The organism is Endozoicomonas sp. ALB091 (assembly GCF_049310265.1).
In the GTDB taxonomy this organism is placed as follows: Bacteria; Pseudomonadota; Gammaproteobacteria; order Pseudomonadales; family Endozoicomonadaceae; genus Endozoicomonas.
The window spans coordinates 1,076,768-1,091,629 of the sequence record NZ_JBLYNQ010000007.1; the positions used below are offsets into that span (position 1 = coordinate 1,076,768).

14 protein-coding genes and 1 tRNA gene are annotated in these 14,862 nt (G+C 51.4%); 7 read left to right on the top strand and 8 right to left on the bottom strand.

The window, feature by feature from the left end; translation table 11 throughout:
* Positions 1 to 49: 49 nt before the first annotated feature.
* Positions 50 to 322, bottom strand: a complete 273-nt coding sequence (gene trpR / locus ACO6UX_RS16515) for a trp operon repressor (protein ID WP_101744812.1) — start codon at positions 320 to 322, stop codon at positions 50 to 52.
* Positions 323 to 547: 225 nt separating this feature from the next.
* Between trpR and ACO6UX_RS16520 the strand changes: the two genes are divergently transcribed.
* Both ACO6UX_RS16520 and ACO6UX_RS16525 read left to right on the top strand, forming a co-directional pair.
* On the top strand, positions 548 to 1,819 hold the full coding sequence (locus ACO6UX_RS16520; protein WP_422449424.1) for a hypothetical protein: 1,272 nt from the start codon (positions 548 to 550) through the stop codon (positions 1,817 to 1,819).
* A 70-nt stretch (positions 1,820 to 1,889) separates the two neighbouring features.
* Positions 1,890 to 2,891: a D-alanine--D-alanine ligase family protein gene (locus tag ACO6UX_RS16525; RefSeq protein ID WP_422449426.1), complete on the top strand. Its 1,002-nt coding sequence runs from the start codon at positions 1,890 to 1,892 to the stop codon at positions 2,889 to 2,891.
* Positions 2,892 to 2,911: 20 nt separating this feature from the next.
* Here ACO6UX_RS16525 and pth read toward each other — a convergent pair whose 3' ends face one another.
* From pth to ispE, 5 genes are all read right to left on the bottom strand, one after another.
* Positions 2,912 to 3,526 (bottom strand): aminoacyl-tRNA hydrolase, encoded by a 615-nt coding sequence (gene pth / locus ACO6UX_RS16530; protein ID WP_422449428.1) that lies wholly within the window; start codon positions 3,524 to 3,526, stop codon positions 2,912 to 2,914.
* 15 nt (positions 3,527 to 3,541) lie between these two features.
* A complete protein-coding gene (locus ACO6UX_RS16535; protein WP_209200009.1) occupies positions 3,542 to 4,153 on the bottom strand; it encodes a 50S ribosomal protein L25/general stress protein Ctc in 612 nt (203 codons plus the stop codon).
* Between the two features lie 146 nt (positions 4,154 to 4,299).
* Complete coding sequence (locus tag ACO6UX_RS16540) at positions 4,300 to 5,241, bottom strand: ribose-phosphate pyrophosphokinase (protein WP_209275601.1); 942 nt, start codon at positions 5,239 to 5,241, stop codon at positions 4,300 to 4,302.
* A gap of 144 nt (positions 5,242 to 5,385) precedes the next feature.
* Positions 5,386 to 5,460: transfer RNA gene (locus ACO6UX_RS16545), tRNA-Gln, on the bottom strand.
* 85 nt (positions 5,461 to 5,545) lie between these two features.
* Positions 5,546 to 6,514 carry a 4-(cytidine 5'-diphospho)-2-C-methyl-D-erythritol kinase gene (ispE, locus tag ACO6UX_RS16550; protein ID WP_422449430.1) on the bottom strand — a complete coding sequence of 323 codons (969 nt, stop codon included), beginning with the start codon at positions 6,512 to 6,514 and terminating at the stop codon, positions 5,546 to 5,548.
* A 189-nt stretch (positions 6,515 to 6,703) separates the two neighbouring features.
* Here ispE and ACO6UX_RS16555 point away from each other — a divergent pair, with 189 nt between their 5' ends.
* A complete protein-coding gene (locus ACO6UX_RS16555; protein WP_422449432.1) occupies positions 6,704 to 7,012 on the top strand; it encodes a hypothetical protein in 309 nt (102 codons plus the stop codon).
* Positions 7,013 to 7,070: 58 nt separating this feature from the next.
* On the opposite strand, the gene lolB is transcribed toward ACO6UX_RS16555, so the two are convergent.
* Both lolB and ACO6UX_RS16565 read right to left on the bottom strand, forming a co-directional pair.
* Complete coding sequence (gene lolB / locus ACO6UX_RS16560; protein ID WP_422449434.1) at positions 7,071 to 7,694, bottom strand: lipoprotein insertase outer membrane protein LolB; 624 nt, start codon at positions 7,692 to 7,694, stop codon at positions 7,071 to 7,073.
* Between the two features lie 86 nt (positions 7,695 to 7,780).
* Positions 7,781 to 9,610, bottom strand: coding sequence for a tetratricopeptide repeat protein (locus ACO6UX_RS16565; RefSeq protein WP_422449436.1), 1,830 nt, complete (start codon positions 9,608 to 9,610; stop codon positions 7,781 to 7,783).
* A gap of 415 nt (positions 9,611 to 10,025) precedes the next feature.
* Between ACO6UX_RS16565 and hemA the strand changes: the two genes are divergently transcribed.
* The 4 genes from hemA to nhaA all read left to right on the top strand — a co-directional run bounded on the left by hemA (position 10,026) and on the right by nhaA (position 14,713).
* Positions 10,026 to 11,330 (top strand): glutamyl-tRNA reductase, encoded by a 1,305-nt coding sequence (gene hemA / locus ACO6UX_RS16570; RefSeq protein WP_422449438.1) that lies wholly within the window; start codon positions 10,026 to 10,028, stop codon positions 11,328 to 11,330.
* A 45-nt stretch (positions 11,331 to 11,375) separates the two neighbouring features.
* Entirely contained in the window at positions 11,376 to 12,461 is a 1,086-nt protein-coding gene (gene prfA, locus ACO6UX_RS16575) for a peptide chain release factor 1 (RefSeq protein ID WP_422449440.1), read from the top strand.
* A gap of 3 nt (positions 12,462 to 12,464) precedes the next feature.
* Positions 12,465 to 13,328 carry a peptide chain release factor N(5)-glutamine methyltransferase gene (gene prmC, locus ACO6UX_RS16580; RefSeq protein WP_422449442.1) on the top strand — a complete coding sequence of 288 codons (864 nt, stop codon included), beginning with the start codon at positions 12,465 to 12,467 and terminating at the stop codon, positions 13,326 to 13,328.
* Between the two features lie 209 nt (positions 13,329 to 13,537).
* Complete coding sequence (gene nhaA, locus ACO6UX_RS16585; RefSeq protein WP_422449444.1) at positions 13,538 to 14,713, top strand: Na+/H+ antiporter NhaA; 1,176 nt, start codon at positions 13,538 to 13,540, stop codon at positions 14,711 to 14,713.
* Positions 14,714 to 14,862 lie beyond the last annotated feature (149 nt).

Sequence of the window (14,862 nt, forward strand, 5' to 3'; positions counted from 1 at the left end):
TCAGGGCTGTTTCTGGCTCAAGGCTGTTTTCTAATAAGACACTAACTATTTAAATCTGTTCAATCATGGCTATTTCAGTAGCAGACAGCGTTTTCAGATAATTTGAACCGCGGGTTACTTTGGCGATACTCACCCCGATCCGCGCAGCTATCTCCCGTTGAGACTCTTTTCCCGAAATCAGGGCCCGCATAATGGCCAGCCTTGAGCCAATCGCTTCCCGTTCTTCTCGAGTCAGTAACACCGCCATAATTTCATGGAGCGCTTCCACATCCTGCTGGCTCTTCAGCAGTTTGATTACCTGAAACCAGGACTCAGTCTTCATGCCTTGTTCAATTTATCTCAGCCGCCCGTACTGCCGTAACAGACAAAAGTACACTCGTTGCCGATATTACGGAAAACACTAAAAATCACAATCAAAATAATCAGAAATTCAGGTCCCGGCCAAACAAATTTATGGTCGTTCGCAAAAAATAGAATTATTCGCACAAAAAAATGTCCAAGCACTCAACATTAAAACGAATTACCCAAAAGCGCTTGCGACCACCCCATGGAGACAAGCCGTTTCAACTTTAACAAGGTGTATTACCTGAATAACCAAGGCGACAATCCTGTGAAACAATTGATCAAAACCGTTATTTGTAAACTGATACTTGCCCTGTCAGCTTTGCCACTCACAGCCATTGCAGCAGAAAGCACTCAACCAATGGCAACCGGCGACCCTGCCGATTCATATCTCACAACCACCGGCTACACCCTTGAAAAGCATTCCAACGCCACCCCAGTCATTACCGCTCACTTTGACCACTGCAAGGGCAACCCCCTTGCCAGGCAAAAAAGAATGGCAAAAGGTATTCTCATTGGCAACGATCGAGTGCTTGCCCCGGCGGATTACTTTATCGACCCATGCTCTCCTCCCATTGTTTTACCTGAAAGCCCTCCTCAACTTTCAAACAACTTTTATTGCCACGACCAGCGAATCAAAAAAATCTCCCACCTTTCTCTTATTACACCGAGCCGCACAGAAAACGAAACCGATGAAACCTGGCAACCGGCCAGAGCGGCCACACCCAAAATCACCAGAGTGTTAAATGAATTACATTTTGACGGAACTTCAACGGTCGACGCCCTTCTATGCCACAGGGTCGAAAATGGCACTATCAACGTGGCACCAGCGGTAGCTGTTCTTTCTCTCAATAAACGAGGCGTTAGTGCAATACCAACAGAAATAGCAACGGCTCAGCTATACGATAGAAGTGACAACAACGGGAGCGAGCTTCCTGTAACCTACAGCTCTTTACTCCTTAGAAACCATATGCACTTTCTAAACAATGAAACAACTGCCAGACCAGAATCACAAGAGATCAATCAGCTTATAGAAGCCGCCAGGCAATTACAGCTTGCCGAAGAAAGCAAAGGCAACACCCGTTTTGATGCTCAACCAGCTGCACTGATAACTTCCACCGATGACAGGCATTATCTGACTGCGCTGGTTAATGACTGGGAAATAATCGAGGAATTTCCCTCCCTATACGATCTCCCCGATTATGCCCAAAGACACCCCTATATCAGCAAACTCTGGAAAGGCTCCAGCCCATTGACAGGAACTATTAGCCATACTTTAGGCATGCAAAGCATTCCCAGCCTGACGGGTGCCGCGGGAGGCATTCTGGCCACCGTAGAAATCGCAAGTACGGCCATGCTTTTTTATATTATTGCCAGCTACCTCTCAACATCCCCTCACATCTATACCGTTATGAAAGCCGGGCTGGGCATCATTCTGGCCTCTGGATTTTATCGCTGGGCAACCTCGGAATATTAATTAACAAGATGCAGGACAACAAAAACAACTACATTTGATGAACTGCACCCTTAATCTTGTGGATCATTAGATGCCAGACAGAAGTATTACCGTGGGAATCATTTGTGGCGGTCCTTCCCCTGAAGCCAGTGTTTCAAGACTCTCTGCGGGTCGCATCAGCCCGCCCCTGGAGAAAAACTATCGGAAAGTAGTCACTCTTGAGCTGGACAAGATGCTGCCTGCCAACCTGACCCTCCACCAGGTCGATGTGGTTTTTCCCGTCGCCCACGGCCCCATGGGGGAGGATGGCTGCCTGCAGGGGCTTCTTGAGATTATGGGCATCCCTTATGTTGGCTCAACGGTCCTTGGAAGCGCCTGCGCCCTGGACAAAGTCGCTACCAAGCGTATTTTACAGGCTGCGGGCATCCCCATGGCGAAAGACTGTATCGTTTCCCGTGGAGACCCGCTAAACCGCTCCGTCAGCCAATGCATGGAAGCCCTCGGGGAGAAGGTGATTATCAAGCCCTTCGCCCAGGGCTCTGGTATCGGCATTCAGTTTGCCCGGGGCGAGCAAGAGCTGGAAGAACGACTTGGAAGCGGCTTTGAGAAAGATGAACAACTATTGGTGGAGACATTTATTCATGGCAGAGAAGTCACCGCCGGGGTACTTGAGCTGGATAGCCCACAAGTGCTGCCAACCACAGAAATCATCACGCCTGATAATGCCTGGTATGACTATACCCATCGCTACACACCGGGCCTGAGTGAACATATTATTCCCGCCCGTATTACGGATTATCAGCGAAAAAGAGTTCAGGAGATCGCTCTGCAAGCACACCAACTGCTTCGCTGCCGGGATATCAGCCGCTCCGATTTTATGGTTCCCGAAAACGGAGAGCCGATCTTTGCTGAAATCAATAATCTTCCCGGAATGACGCCCACCAGCCTGTTTCCCGATGGAGCAAGGCATGCCGGAATAGAGTTTGAGGAACTGATCTGCCGATTGATCGACAACGCCATGCTGAGAAAGGGGAAACTGTTTAATGGCAATGATTACTGGCCAATTCCCGAATTGAATGTGTCAAGTCAGTAAGCAGGCAATAGTGGAAACTCTCAGGCAGAGAACGTATGCAACTCCTGCACCGCTTTGGATCGTTTGCCATTCAAGGCTTCAGGTGTGACCCGGATCGATTCATCAATAACCGCATCAATCTTTTGCCGCTCTGCAACCGATGGTTTGGTCAACACATAGTTCACCACATCTTTGCTGTTGCCGGGATGGCTGATGCCAAGCCGAAGCCGTAAAAACTCACGACTGTTACCAAGGGAAGAGATAATATCTCTGAGACCGTTATGACCACCATGGCCGCCACCCTGCTTCAAGCGGCCAACGCCAGCGGGCAGGTCAAGCTCATCGTGAACCACAAGGATAGATTCAGGAGGGATTTTAAAGAAAGTCGCCATGGCAGCAACAGCCTGACCACTTCGATTCATAAAGGTTCCAGGATTGAGCAGGCGAACTTCCTGTCCGCCTATCAGCACCCTGGCAGTCATGCCAAAAAACTTCTTTTCTGGCTGCAAGATAGCACCGTAGCTTCTTGCTAACTGCTCAACGTACCAGAAGCCGGCATTATGGCGGGTATCTTCGTACTGTGACCCGGGATTTCCCAGACCCACAACCAGTCGAATCGACTCATTTGAGGGTAAAAGCTCCGAAGATTTTGCCATAACGCCTCCTTCTGCTTACTCTTCGCCAGCTTCTTCAGCAGATGCTTCTTCGTCAGAACCACCGCGAGTAGCCTGAACACTGGCAATGTCCAGATCCTGACCGTGAGCGATAACTTCAACGCCCGCAGGAATGGTCAGGTCGCTCAGGTGAACGTGGCCGCCCACTTCAACCTTGGCCATGTCAACTTCGATGAACTCTGGCAGGTCACCTGGCAGACACTTGATTTCCAGATCCACACGGTTGTGTACGATCGCACCACCCGCTTTCACACCGACACACTCTTCTTCATTGATGAAGTGCAGAGGAGCGTTGGTAGTGATCTCATGGTCCGCATCAACACGCAGGAAGTCCATGTGCATGGCGAACTCTTTAGCCGGATGACGCTGCAGGTCCTTCAGGATAGCCTGCTGCCTGGTGCCATCGACCGTCAGGGTCAGAACCTGAGAGTAGAAAGCTTCAACTTCCAGAACCTTACGGATGGCTTTACCTTCCAGAGTGATCTGTACCGGCTCAGCTTCACCACCGTAGATGATACCAGGCACCAGGTCAGCACGACGGAGGCGGCGGCTCGCACCTTTCCCGATATCCTTACGCGCTGTTGCGTTTAAAACGATTGCTTCAGACATGATAATCTCCAATAGACCTGCCGCCGCCTTGCGACCAGGCAGCGTCAGGCTGTTCAAACAGAACCCCCCAAAGGGATTCAAAGGTGCGATATCATACCGGCATGGCGCAAAAAAGCAAAATATGTTTCCCGCACCAGACTGGGTATTTACTGAAACATCGCACTAATGGATTCGGCATTACTGATACGACGCACAGACTCAGCCAGCAGAGTAGACATATCCAGCTGACGAATCTTATCCAGCGCCTGGGCCGCCGGACTCAGAGGAATGGTGTTGGTCACCACCAGCTCATCCAGCTGGGAGTTGGCAACATTTTCCAGGGCACGGCCAGAGAGGATCGGGTGAGTACAGTAGGCATAAACGGCTTTTGCTCCCTTCTCTTTCAGGGCAGCAGCGGCCTGACACAGGGTACCGGCCGTATCCACCATATCGTCAACAAGAATACAGGTGCGCCCGGACACATCACCGATGATATTCATGACTTCACTCTTGTTGGCCTCTGGACGGCGCTTATCGATAATAGCCAGGTCAGAGTTCAATCGCTTGGCCACGGCACGGGCACGAACGACACCCCCATGGTCCGGTGAAACCACCATCACATCACTGTAATTACGACGCTCAATATCGTCCAGAAGAATGGGTGAACCGTAGACGTTATCCACAGGGATATCGAAGAAGCCCTGAATCTGGTCCGCATGCAGGTCAACCGTTAACACACGATCCACACCCACACTGGCAATCATATCCGCCACCACTTTGGCACTGATCGGTACACGGCTGGAACGGGGGCGACGATCCTGACGGGCATAACCAAAATAAGGCAGAACGGCCGTTACACGAACCGCCGAAGAGCGACGCATGGCATCCGCCATTACCAGAAGCTCCATCAGGTTATCATTGGTCGGCGCACAGGTTGACTGGATGATGAATACATCCCGGCCACGGACATTTTCCTGGATTTCTACGGCGCACTCGCCATCACTGAAACGGCCAACGTAAGCCTTGCCAAGTGGGATATGCAGGTGATTGACAACTTTGTGAACCAAATCCGGATTTGAGCTGCCGGCAAACACCATCATTTTCGACACGGGAAATTACCTTGCTTGGGTACTGGGCGTAGGTGGAAAAATCGAGTAACGAGAGAGGGTTCAGGCAGGGCACTGCCTGAAAAATCAGCATCAGTAGATGACAGGAGACGACTTTCGGTGTGACGGAGAACACGGACAGAATACTGGCTGGGGTGGAGGGATTCGAACCCCCGCATGTCAGGATCAAAACCTGATGCCTTACCGCTTGGCGACACCCCAGTAAATCTCTTTATCAATCCGCGCACAATCCAGGCCGATTTATCGTAGTTAACACCAAAACAGTCTTGAGCGATAAACAAACAGATTACGCAGTAAGCGTAAAACCTGCCTGCTGCAAAGCCGTATGCAGGGGCGAACGATTAATGCCGCGCGCCACGAAGCTGTGTAGCTTTGATGTATCCTCTGCAATCTCAGGACGAGTGACGCTTTGAGTCAGTTCAGCCTGTGCCGTTAACGCCTGTTCACGACTGGCAAACCGGGCAAATACTGATGCCCCGGAACCACTCATCATGGCCCGCCCGATGCTTGAATCTGCGAGATTATCCAACAGAGAGAGCGTTTTATCAACCTCGGGATACAGTGAACGAACCAGAGGTTCGAAATCGTTTCGCCGCTGTTGCCTGTGATGCCGCTCCAGATAGTTACCCGGAGCCTGATCAAGGGCCGCCCCCTCTCGTTCAAGGACGTCGCGCACTGTAATTGGCAATGAATCTCTTGTCAATTCACTGTGGCCATACATCGCAGCGGTATTCACCTGAGCATTGGGAACCAGAACCAGAAACCACGCTTCCTGAAGCTCGATTGGAGTAAGAATTTCACCCACCCCTTCGGCAAAAGCGCTGTGCCCGCGCACAAACACCGGAACATCGGCCCCCAGTCTTAAACCAAGTGCCGCCAGCTGATCAATCGAAAGGCTCAGCCCCCACAAGGCATTAAGTCCTAACAGAGTGGTCGCGGCATTGGAACTACCACCACCAAGCCCTCCCCCCATGGGCAGCTGTTTATCAAGATGAATCTTTGCACCAAGACGACAACCGGTCTCCTGTTGCAGAAGACGGGCGGCCTTAACAATCAGATTATCCTCATGCTCCACTCCTTCAAGGTCAGTAACCAGCTCAATACCCGAATCACTGCTGGTGATAGTCAGCTGATCACCAAAATCCAGACATTGAAAAAGTGTTTGCAGATTATGATAGCCATCAGGTCTGCGGCCAGTGATATGCAGAAACAGGTTCAACTTGGCAGGGGCTGGCAACACTAATTCTGTCAGCATCCAGAATACTCCAAAAAAAACACCGTCATCATAATGGCTCAAAATGCCCAGGAAAGCATTAAGACAGAAGTACTCGAAGAAAAACATCCAACCTTGAACTTAACACCGGAAAACAAGGTCTGATTGATCACTTTTGACCCATCACTTAATTGCAAATCATTCACCCTGACTCAAACGAGGATGGTAATTATGGGCTATGACTTTCAGATGAAAGGGTATGGTGAAGATACTTTCGTCAATTGTTCCTATAACGTAACACCAATGTTTTGTGCTGCAAAACCAGGTACAGGAATACATGTTATCGAAGGCATGACAGGAAGCCGTGCGGTAAAGCCATTATTGGAAATTCGCAACTACATGGTCGAAAACAGGGCTGCAATGGAGGCCCTGAACCCACCAAATGGCTGTGGAAGCTACCACGATACCGTTTATAGAGTGTTAGACAGATTAATAACCATTTCTCAATACAACCCGGAAGGCATCTGGGAAATACTCTGACCCGGGAATGACCTCCCCACTTGCCACCATTAACATAGGCAAAAACTGACTGGCAGTATTAAAGCTGCCAGCTACTCACTATCAGACTCAATCGAACATCACCACGGCTTACAACCAGGCGGACAGGTAATCGCTGACTGCCACTCAATCCGTATTGCTGGTAAGCAACCACCCAACCCTGCTGTTCAATTTTGTCAGGGTATCCCAGGTTATTCAGCTGGACCCTGGCATCATCGCCAGGCACTGGCAACCCCCGAACCCAGTACTTCAGATTACTGACCGGAAACTGCCACCCGGTCAGCGAATACAGCAGCATCTCCGGTGACGGACCATAACGGGTTTCATCCGAGGCAGTGACCGACACACCCTGACGCCCCCCCGAGATACGAGCAATGGATGCACCCAGGGGGCCTTCCAGGGCCAACCTGTATTGATCACCTTGTTGTTGCCAGTCAAGCGACATCGTACCTGATTGCCCTGGAACCTTCATGTTAAGACGGCCGGTCATATCCCAGGCCTGAATCAACCCCAAACGTTCCTGGTGCCTCTGCCAGCGCTGTTCTCTCTCTTCGCCACTGACCTGCCTGCCCGAATCAACCGCTCGGGAAGCACAGCCGGCAAGGATGAAAACACACAGAACCAGTAAAATTCTCAAACCAGAAAAGTACTTTTCAACACCCATTCCCATATACACCAAGCTATTTTATGCGCACACACCGCAAAATCTTCTTCAGACCACTGAAGGCGTGGCATTTACTGTTAAAAAAATCACGGCGCAGTACTGACTGTTTCTGCCTGACTCATGGGATCACCCCCTGTGAGCCGCCCCATCGTATCCTTTAAAATCTGACTATCAGGGCTTTTCCGCAGCGCTTCCGCCCACAGAGACCGGGCAGCATCCTGCTCACCTTTCACCCAGAGCACCTCACCCAGGTGAGCAGCGATCTCCGCATCAGGAAACTGGCTGTATGCCATTCTCAAATACTTCTCTGCCTGATCCAGGTTCCCGAGACGAAACTGCACCCACCCCATGCTGTCCAGGATAGCCGGATCCTCGCTGTTCAAATCATAAGCCTGTAAAATCAGCGCTTCCGCTTCTTTAACCCGGTCGGTTCGATCAGCCAGGGTATAGCCCAGGGCATTCAATGCCGCAGCATTGTCAGGATCAAACGCCAGAATAGAACGCAGATCCTTCTCTAACCCCTCCAGATCATTCAGCTTTTCATAAACCATCGCTCTTGAATAGAGAAGATTGACCGATTCAGGGTTTGTTTTAAGTGCCCGTTCAAACAATATCAGCGCCTTGCCCAGCTGACGATCATTAACCAGAAGCTCTCCCTCCAACAGGAAAAGCGACTCCATCCGGGCAGGATGACGGCTTCTTGCTTCCCCCACATGGGTCAGCGCCTCCTCCAGTTTGTTCTGCCCAACCAACATCTGAGTCAGTGCCACCTGAGCCGCCATAAACTCCTTTCCGGGACCTACAGAAAGATAATGCTCTTTGGCAGCAGAATATTTTTCCTGCTTCTCACTCAAACGTCCAAGATAGTAATGGGCTGTATTGTTTCGCTCACCAAGGGCCAACAGCTGTTCAAAGTACTGCACAGCTTCCTGCTCCAGACCATTTTCTGAGGTGATAAGTGCCAGAGACAAGACAATATCACTCTCTCCGGGAGCCCTCTCAAGCAGAATTTCAAACTGCTTCCTTGCCAGGTCGAGCTTACCGGCATGAACAAGAACTCTGCCATATAACAAGCGCAGGCGGTTTTTCTCCGGGTGACGCCGAATCGCGTCAGCAAGCATAATTTCAGCTTCAGCATCCCGTTTCAATTTGTGTAAGGCCCGCCCTTTCACCATCATGGCAGGGACAAACCCGCGATCCTGCCGCAGAAGCTCATTAGCCAGAGTCAGTGCCGATTCAAACGCACCGGTCTGCTGACGCAAAATGGCTCTACCCAACTTCAGCACAGGATAATCCGGGTAAGCCTGAGACAATTGGTCAAACTGTTGGATAAGTTCAAGCTGGCTATCTGTAGCCAGCCGCCCCTGCTCGTTGCCAGCGGCACTGGCAAGCACATCAAAGGCCGGACTGCCCCCCAAAGAAAGTTGTTGACTCATCCGGGCAAAGGCCCGGTCATACTGACCGGCATACAGCAGCTCAAGAGCAGACCCATGCAGTGCATCCGGGTTTTCCGGCTCCAGTTCGACCCAGAGTAATGAAGCATCCAGCGCTGCCTGCCTTGCCCCTACATAAACGGCAACCTGGTAGGCTCTCCGGGCTACGCCAATATCTCTGGTTTTGTGTGCCTGTTTTAAATAATTGCCCAGCGCCAGATCATAACGCTGACGCTGGCCGCCAATCTCTGCCACCAGCAAATCATAAAGCGTCTCCGCGGCAAAAGGGGTAACAGGCTCATCAACCCCGGCCTGTGATTGACCGTTCGTTGCAGTTACAGCGCTATGATCCACTTGCTGAACATTCTTACTGGCACAACCCGCCAGGAAAACAGCAAAAACAAGCGTCAACTTTTTACAATATTTTCTGAAAACCTCAGCCCCGTTGATGAATAATTCAGCCCCGGCAATCGTTCTAATCATGGATGGTATGCCCTTTCCCCTGATTTCCATTAAAAAACGTGAAGAGAGTTTGCAGTTACACGCTTTCCATTGCAGAATTGATCGGCCGAAACACCCATCAATCCAGCAGCCCCGCTCCTGAGTGTGAACCTGATAACTGCGATTGAAGTATCGGACATGGTCATAAGTCAGAAAAAACATAAGCAGGATTTGCACAACACTCCAGCAATCAAGAGCTTTCCTGAAAGAAAGCCTTAAGCAGAAAATGTCAGGCCTTGCCCCCCTTCACCAGGGAATGCGCCTCTGAAAGCATTTTCAAATGAACAATTGAGCGACATAACTCCCTGCCCAGATGGCATTGAACGCCTTATAATCCGGGTACGGATATGTCAGCCAATCTATAGTAGCAGTGAACCTGGACAGCAACAGAGGTCTGATGGGGTATATTACCGCCGGTATCAATCACAGGACAGCACCAATCACATTGAGGGAACAGGTCGCCTTTTCTGCTGAGCAGCTGTCCGATGCGCTGCAAAGCGCCAGAATCCACACTGGTATTGAAGAAATTGCCATCCTGTCTACCTGCAACCGTACCGAAATCTACTGTGCTATTCACAGCTCCGGGGCCGAAACAGTCAGACAGTGCTACGACAAACTGATTGACTGGCTGAGCGGTTACCATCAGACCAACGGCAAATTACTATCAGAACACAGCTACCTCTTCCATGATGAACAGGCGGTCCGCCACCTGATGCGGGTTGCCTGTGGGCTTGACTCCATGGTGCTTGGCGAACCCCAGATTCTGGGACAACTAAAATCCGCATACGCCAGCGCACAGGAAGCCGACACCACCGGCCCTGGTCTGAATCGATTGTTTCAGCACAGCTTCACCACGGCCAAACAGATTCGCACAGAAACCGCTATCAACGCGCAGCCGGTATCCGTTGCCTATGCCGCTACCGGACTGGCCAGACAGATTTTTTCTGACCTTAGCGAAAATACGGCGTTACTGATCGGAGCCGGCGAGACCATTGAACTGACCGCACGACACCTGTGCCAGCAGGGCGTTGCCAATATTATCGTGGCCAACCGTACCTTGGAGCGAGCCCGGCGCTTGACCGACATGTTTGGCGGAAAAGCCGTCCTGCTATCGGATCTGCCGCACATACTCCATGAAAGCGATATTGTTATCAGCTCCACCGCCAGCCCGGTACCGGTGCTCGGCAAAGGAACGGTTGAAAAGGCGCTGAAGCAGAGAAAACACAAACCCATGTTTATGGTGGATATTGCGGTTCCCCGGGACATTGAACCCGAGGTCAGTGATCTGGCTGATGTTTTTCTCTACACAGTGGATGACTTGCAGGATGCAATTGAAGACAATCTGCAAGAGCGCAAAAATGCAGCCCAACAGGCTGAACGCATGATTGAGGCCGATATCTTTGAGTTCATGACCCGCCTGCGTGCGCTGGATGCCGTCAGCCTGTTACGCAACTATCGCCAGAGCACCGAAGCGATCAGAGACCTGGAGCTTGAGAAAGCACTGCAATGGCTGGCCAGAGGCGGCAGTCCGGAAGAAGTACTGCAGCAATTTGCCCGCTCGCTGACCAACAAACTGATGCACCACCCCAGCGTACAGCTGAAAAGTGCTGCCGCAAAAGGGCAACATGAAAAGCTGGAGTGGGCCGAGAAACTTCTGGGCCTGAGCCCCAGTCGTCAATCCGATTCAACTCAGGATGCCTGATGGCATTCTGAATCCACCCTTATATAGACACCTTTTACAGACATCATGAAAGAGTCCATTCTCGTCAAACTGGAAAACCTCGGTGAGCGCTTCGAAGAGCTTTCCGCACTGTTGAGTGACCCCGGGGTTATTGGTAACCAGGATCAGTTCCGCAAGCTCTCCCAGGAATACGCTGAACTGGAACCGGTGGTTAAAGCCTACAAAGAGTATGACCAGGTACTCAGCGACAAAGCCGAAGCCGAAGCCATGATGGCAGAAGGCGACCCGGACATGACGGAACTGGCCCGCGAGGAACTGGCCAGTTGCGAACAACAGCTGCCAGCAATGGAACAGAGTCTTGAAGTGCTGCTGTTACCCAAAGACCCAAGGGACGGCCTGAACACCTTTCTGGAAATCCGTGCCGGAACAGGCGGCGATGAAGCCGCCATTTTCGCCGGCGACCTGTTCAGAATGTACTCAAGGTACGCGGAAAAACGCGGCTGGCGAATTGAGGTGATCAGTGCCAGCGACGGTGAACACGGCGGCTACAAAGAGATAATCACCCGTGTTATTGGCAGCGACGTCTACGGTCGAATGAAGTTTGAGTCGGGAGCCCATCGCGTACAGCGGGTTCCTGAGACTGAATCCCAGGGCAGAATCCATACCTCTGCCTGCACCGTTGCCGTGATGCCGGAGCCCGATGAACAACAGGCGATTGAGATCCGTAAGGAAGACCTGCGCATCGATACCTACCGCTCATCAGGTGCCGGTGGTCAGCACGTCAACACTACTGACTCAGCCATTCGTATCACCCACCTGCCAAGCGGTATTGTGGTTGAATGCCAGGATGAGCGCTCACAGCACAAAAACAAGGCCAAAGCCATGACCTGGCTGGCGGCCAAACTTCAGGATGCCCAGGATGCCGCTGCCGCGAAAGAGATCAGTGATACCCGGAAAAGTCTGGTAGGCAGTGGTGACCGTTCTGAGCGTATTCGTACCTATAACTATCCCCAGGGGCGGGTCACCGACCATCGTATCAACCTTACTCTTTATAAATTGCCGGAAATCGTGGAAGGTGAACTGGACCCGGTTATTGACCCTCTGCTGCAGGAGCATCAGGCTGAGCTATTGGCCAGTCTGGCTGGCGAATAAGTCATGAGCAGCGCCCGAATTGACACCGCCCTGGCAAAAGCATCCCGCATGCTTTCTGCCAGCCCCACTCCCAGGCTTGATGCAGAACTGCTGCTGGCACATGTTCTCCACAAGCCACGCAGTTATTTTTTTACCTGGCCTGAAGCGCTTCTGACCAGTGAACAGATGGCTCAGTTGGTAAAGCTCGTCGATCAACGAAAAGCAGGACATCCCATAGCCTATCTGATCGGGCAACGGGAGTTTTGGAGCTTGCAGTTAAAAGTTACCGAAGCCACCCTGATCCCAAGGCCAGACACCGAACTACTGGTTGAGCTGGCACTTGGCTTAGATAGCACGCTGGATCAAAACACCGAATCAACAATGAAAGTGGCCGACCTGGGAACCGGTACCGGCGCAATAGCCCTTGCCCTGGCAAAGGAACGGCCGAACTGGGAAGTTACCGCTATCGACAAAAGCCCGGACGCCCTGGCTGTTGCGGCAGAAAATGCGGTGATCAATGATATCCGGAATACCGTATTTATTGAGGGTTCATGGTGTTCACCACTGGCTGAAGGCTCAATGGATATGATCGTCAGCAACCCCCCCTACATTTGCAGCAATGACCCGCACCTGAAAGAGGGAGACGTTCGCTATGAACCCCTGTCAGCGCTGGTCTCTGGAGTGGATGGACTGGACGATATTCGTGTGATTGCCGAACACTCACTGCAAAGCCTGAAGCCCGGGGGATGGCTCCTGTTAGAACACGGCTATGACCAGGGCAGCCCTGTCCAGACAATCCTTTCCCGGGCAGGCTTCACACAAATTCGCACAGAAACCGATCTGGCCGGTCATGACCGCGTAACCCTTGCCCGCAAACCTGCGGCCTGAACTACCAATAACCCTATAGGCTTACTCCGTACTGCCGCCATAAGTAATAGCCCGTAATACCAAGCGGCATTCAGTGCAGATAAACTGAATGCTATTTTTTGCCCGCTGCACCAACGTACTTGTCAAGCAACAACTGGCATGAAATCCTTACGGAGATACTGGTGTAATCAATGGGCTACGGGCGGTTATAGCGGGCACCTGGAGAAAACATGTTTGCCAGACGATTTCATAGCTTCTTGCAGCAGGATTACGCCATTGGCGTACTGCTTTTTATTGCCTCGGCACTGGCGATGCTCGCTGCCAATACGTTTTTTGCAGAGTATTATGACTTACTGCTATCAACCCCCATCCGTTTTACCGCAGGCCCCCTGGACATCCACAAACCACTGCTGCTGTGGATTAATGATGGTCTGATGGCCGTTTTCTTCCTTTTGATCGGCCTCGAAGTCAAACGGGAAGTGCTTGCAGGGGAGCTCAGTACTCCGGCCCAGGTTATACTGCCGGGTATTGGTGCCATCGGCGGAATGCTGGTACCGGCACTCTTCTATGTTGCTTTTAACTACTCAGACCCTATTGCCATTAAAGGCTGGGCAATCCCCGCCGCCACTGACATTGCCTTTGCCGTAGGCATTCTTGCCTTACTCGGTAAACGTGCACCTGCATCACTGATGACATTCCTTCTGGCCCTGGCCATCATTGATGATCTTGGTGCCATCATTATCATTGCCATTTTCTACACTGAAGAGCTATCTCTGATGTCCATGGGCATTGCCTCTGTCTTACTGGCAATCCTGGCTTTCTTCAACCATAGGGATGTTACCAGGATCGGACCTTACATGGTTGTCGGCGTATTGCTCTGGATCTGCGTGCTAAAGTCAGGCGTTCACGCTACGCTGGCTGGCGTGCTTCTGGCATTTACCATTCCATTGAAAACCGTTGACCGCAGCGGTCGATCACCGCTGAAAGCCCTGCAACACAACCTGCACAGCAGTGTTCATTATGTCATTTTGCCTATTTTTGCCTTTGCCAACGCCGGACTTGAACTGAATGCCGAACAGATCAAAAGCCTGTTTACCCCAATTCCCCTGGGGATTGTGGCCGGCCTCTTCCTGGGCAAACAGATTGGCGTATTCAGCTTCTGCTGGCTGGCGGTTAAATCCGGACTGGCCAAACTGCCCACCGGAACCAGCTGGCTCCAGATGTACGGCCTCTCTATACTCTGCGGTATTGGTTTTACCATGAGTCTGTTCATTGGCTCACTGGCCTTTGAAAACGTGAATACCAACTACCTGGTATCAGATCGCATCGGCGTACTGGCTGGCTCCATACTCTCCGCTGTCTTTGGCTTTATCACTCTTTACTGGGCCGGACGCAAACAGGCCTGAGCCTGTTTCCGGCCTCTGAACAGAGGCCGGAACTCTCAACCAACAAGAAATGACACCATTCTCACCAAAGTCTCTGCAAAGCTGTTAAACTCGCTGTCAATTAATCAATCCTGAAGTACTCCACCCATACGATCCAACCTGAACAATGA

Coding starts and splice junctions, on each gene's coding strand:
- prmC (WP_422449442.1), top strand. CDS start 12,465: ATGAGCAGCGCCCGAATTGACACCGCCCTGGCAAAAGCATCCCGCATG.
- ispE (WP_422449430.1), bottom strand. CDS start 6,514: ATGCTGACAGAATTAGTGTTGCCAGCCCCTGCCAAGTTGAACCTGTTT.
- nhaA (WP_422449444.1), top strand. CDS start 13,538: ATGTTTGCCAGACGATTTCATAGCTTCTTGCAGCAGGATTACGCCATT.
- prfA (WP_422449440.1), top strand. CDS start 11,376: ATGAAAGAGTCCATTCTCGTCAAACTGGAAAACCTCGGTGAGCGCTTC.
- hemA (WP_422449438.1), top strand. CDS start 10,026: ATGGGGTATATTACCGCCGGTATCAATCACAGGACAGCACCAATCACA.
- ACO6UX_RS16535 (WP_209200009.1), bottom strand. CDS start 4,153: ATGTCTGAAGCAATCGTTTTAAACGCAACAGCGCGTAAGGATATCGGG.
- ACO6UX_RS16520 (WP_422449424.1), top strand. CDS start 548: ATGGAGACAAGCCGTTTCAACTTTAACAAGGTGTATTACCTGAATAAC.
- ACO6UX_RS16525 (WP_422449426.1), top strand. CDS start 1,890: ATGCCAGACAGAAGTATTACCGTGGGAATCATTTGTGGCGGTCCTTCC.
- trpR (WP_101744812.1), bottom strand. CDS start 322: ATGAAGACTGAGTCCTGGTTTCAGGTAATCAAACTGCTGAAGAGCCAG.
- lolB (WP_422449434.1), bottom strand. CDS start 7,694: ATGGGTGTTGAAAAGTACTTTTCTGGTTTGAGAATTTTACTGGTTCTG.
- ACO6UX_RS16555 (WP_422449432.1), top strand. CDS start 6,704: ATGGGCTATGACTTTCAGATGAAAGGGTATGGTGAAGATACTTTCGTC.
- pth (WP_422449428.1), bottom strand. CDS start 3,526: ATGGCAAAATCTTCGGAGCTTTTACCCTCAAATGAGTCGATTCGACTG.
- ACO6UX_RS16565 (WP_422449436.1), bottom strand. CDS start 9,610: ATGATTAGAACGATTGCCGGGGCTGAATTATTCATCAACGGGGCTGAG.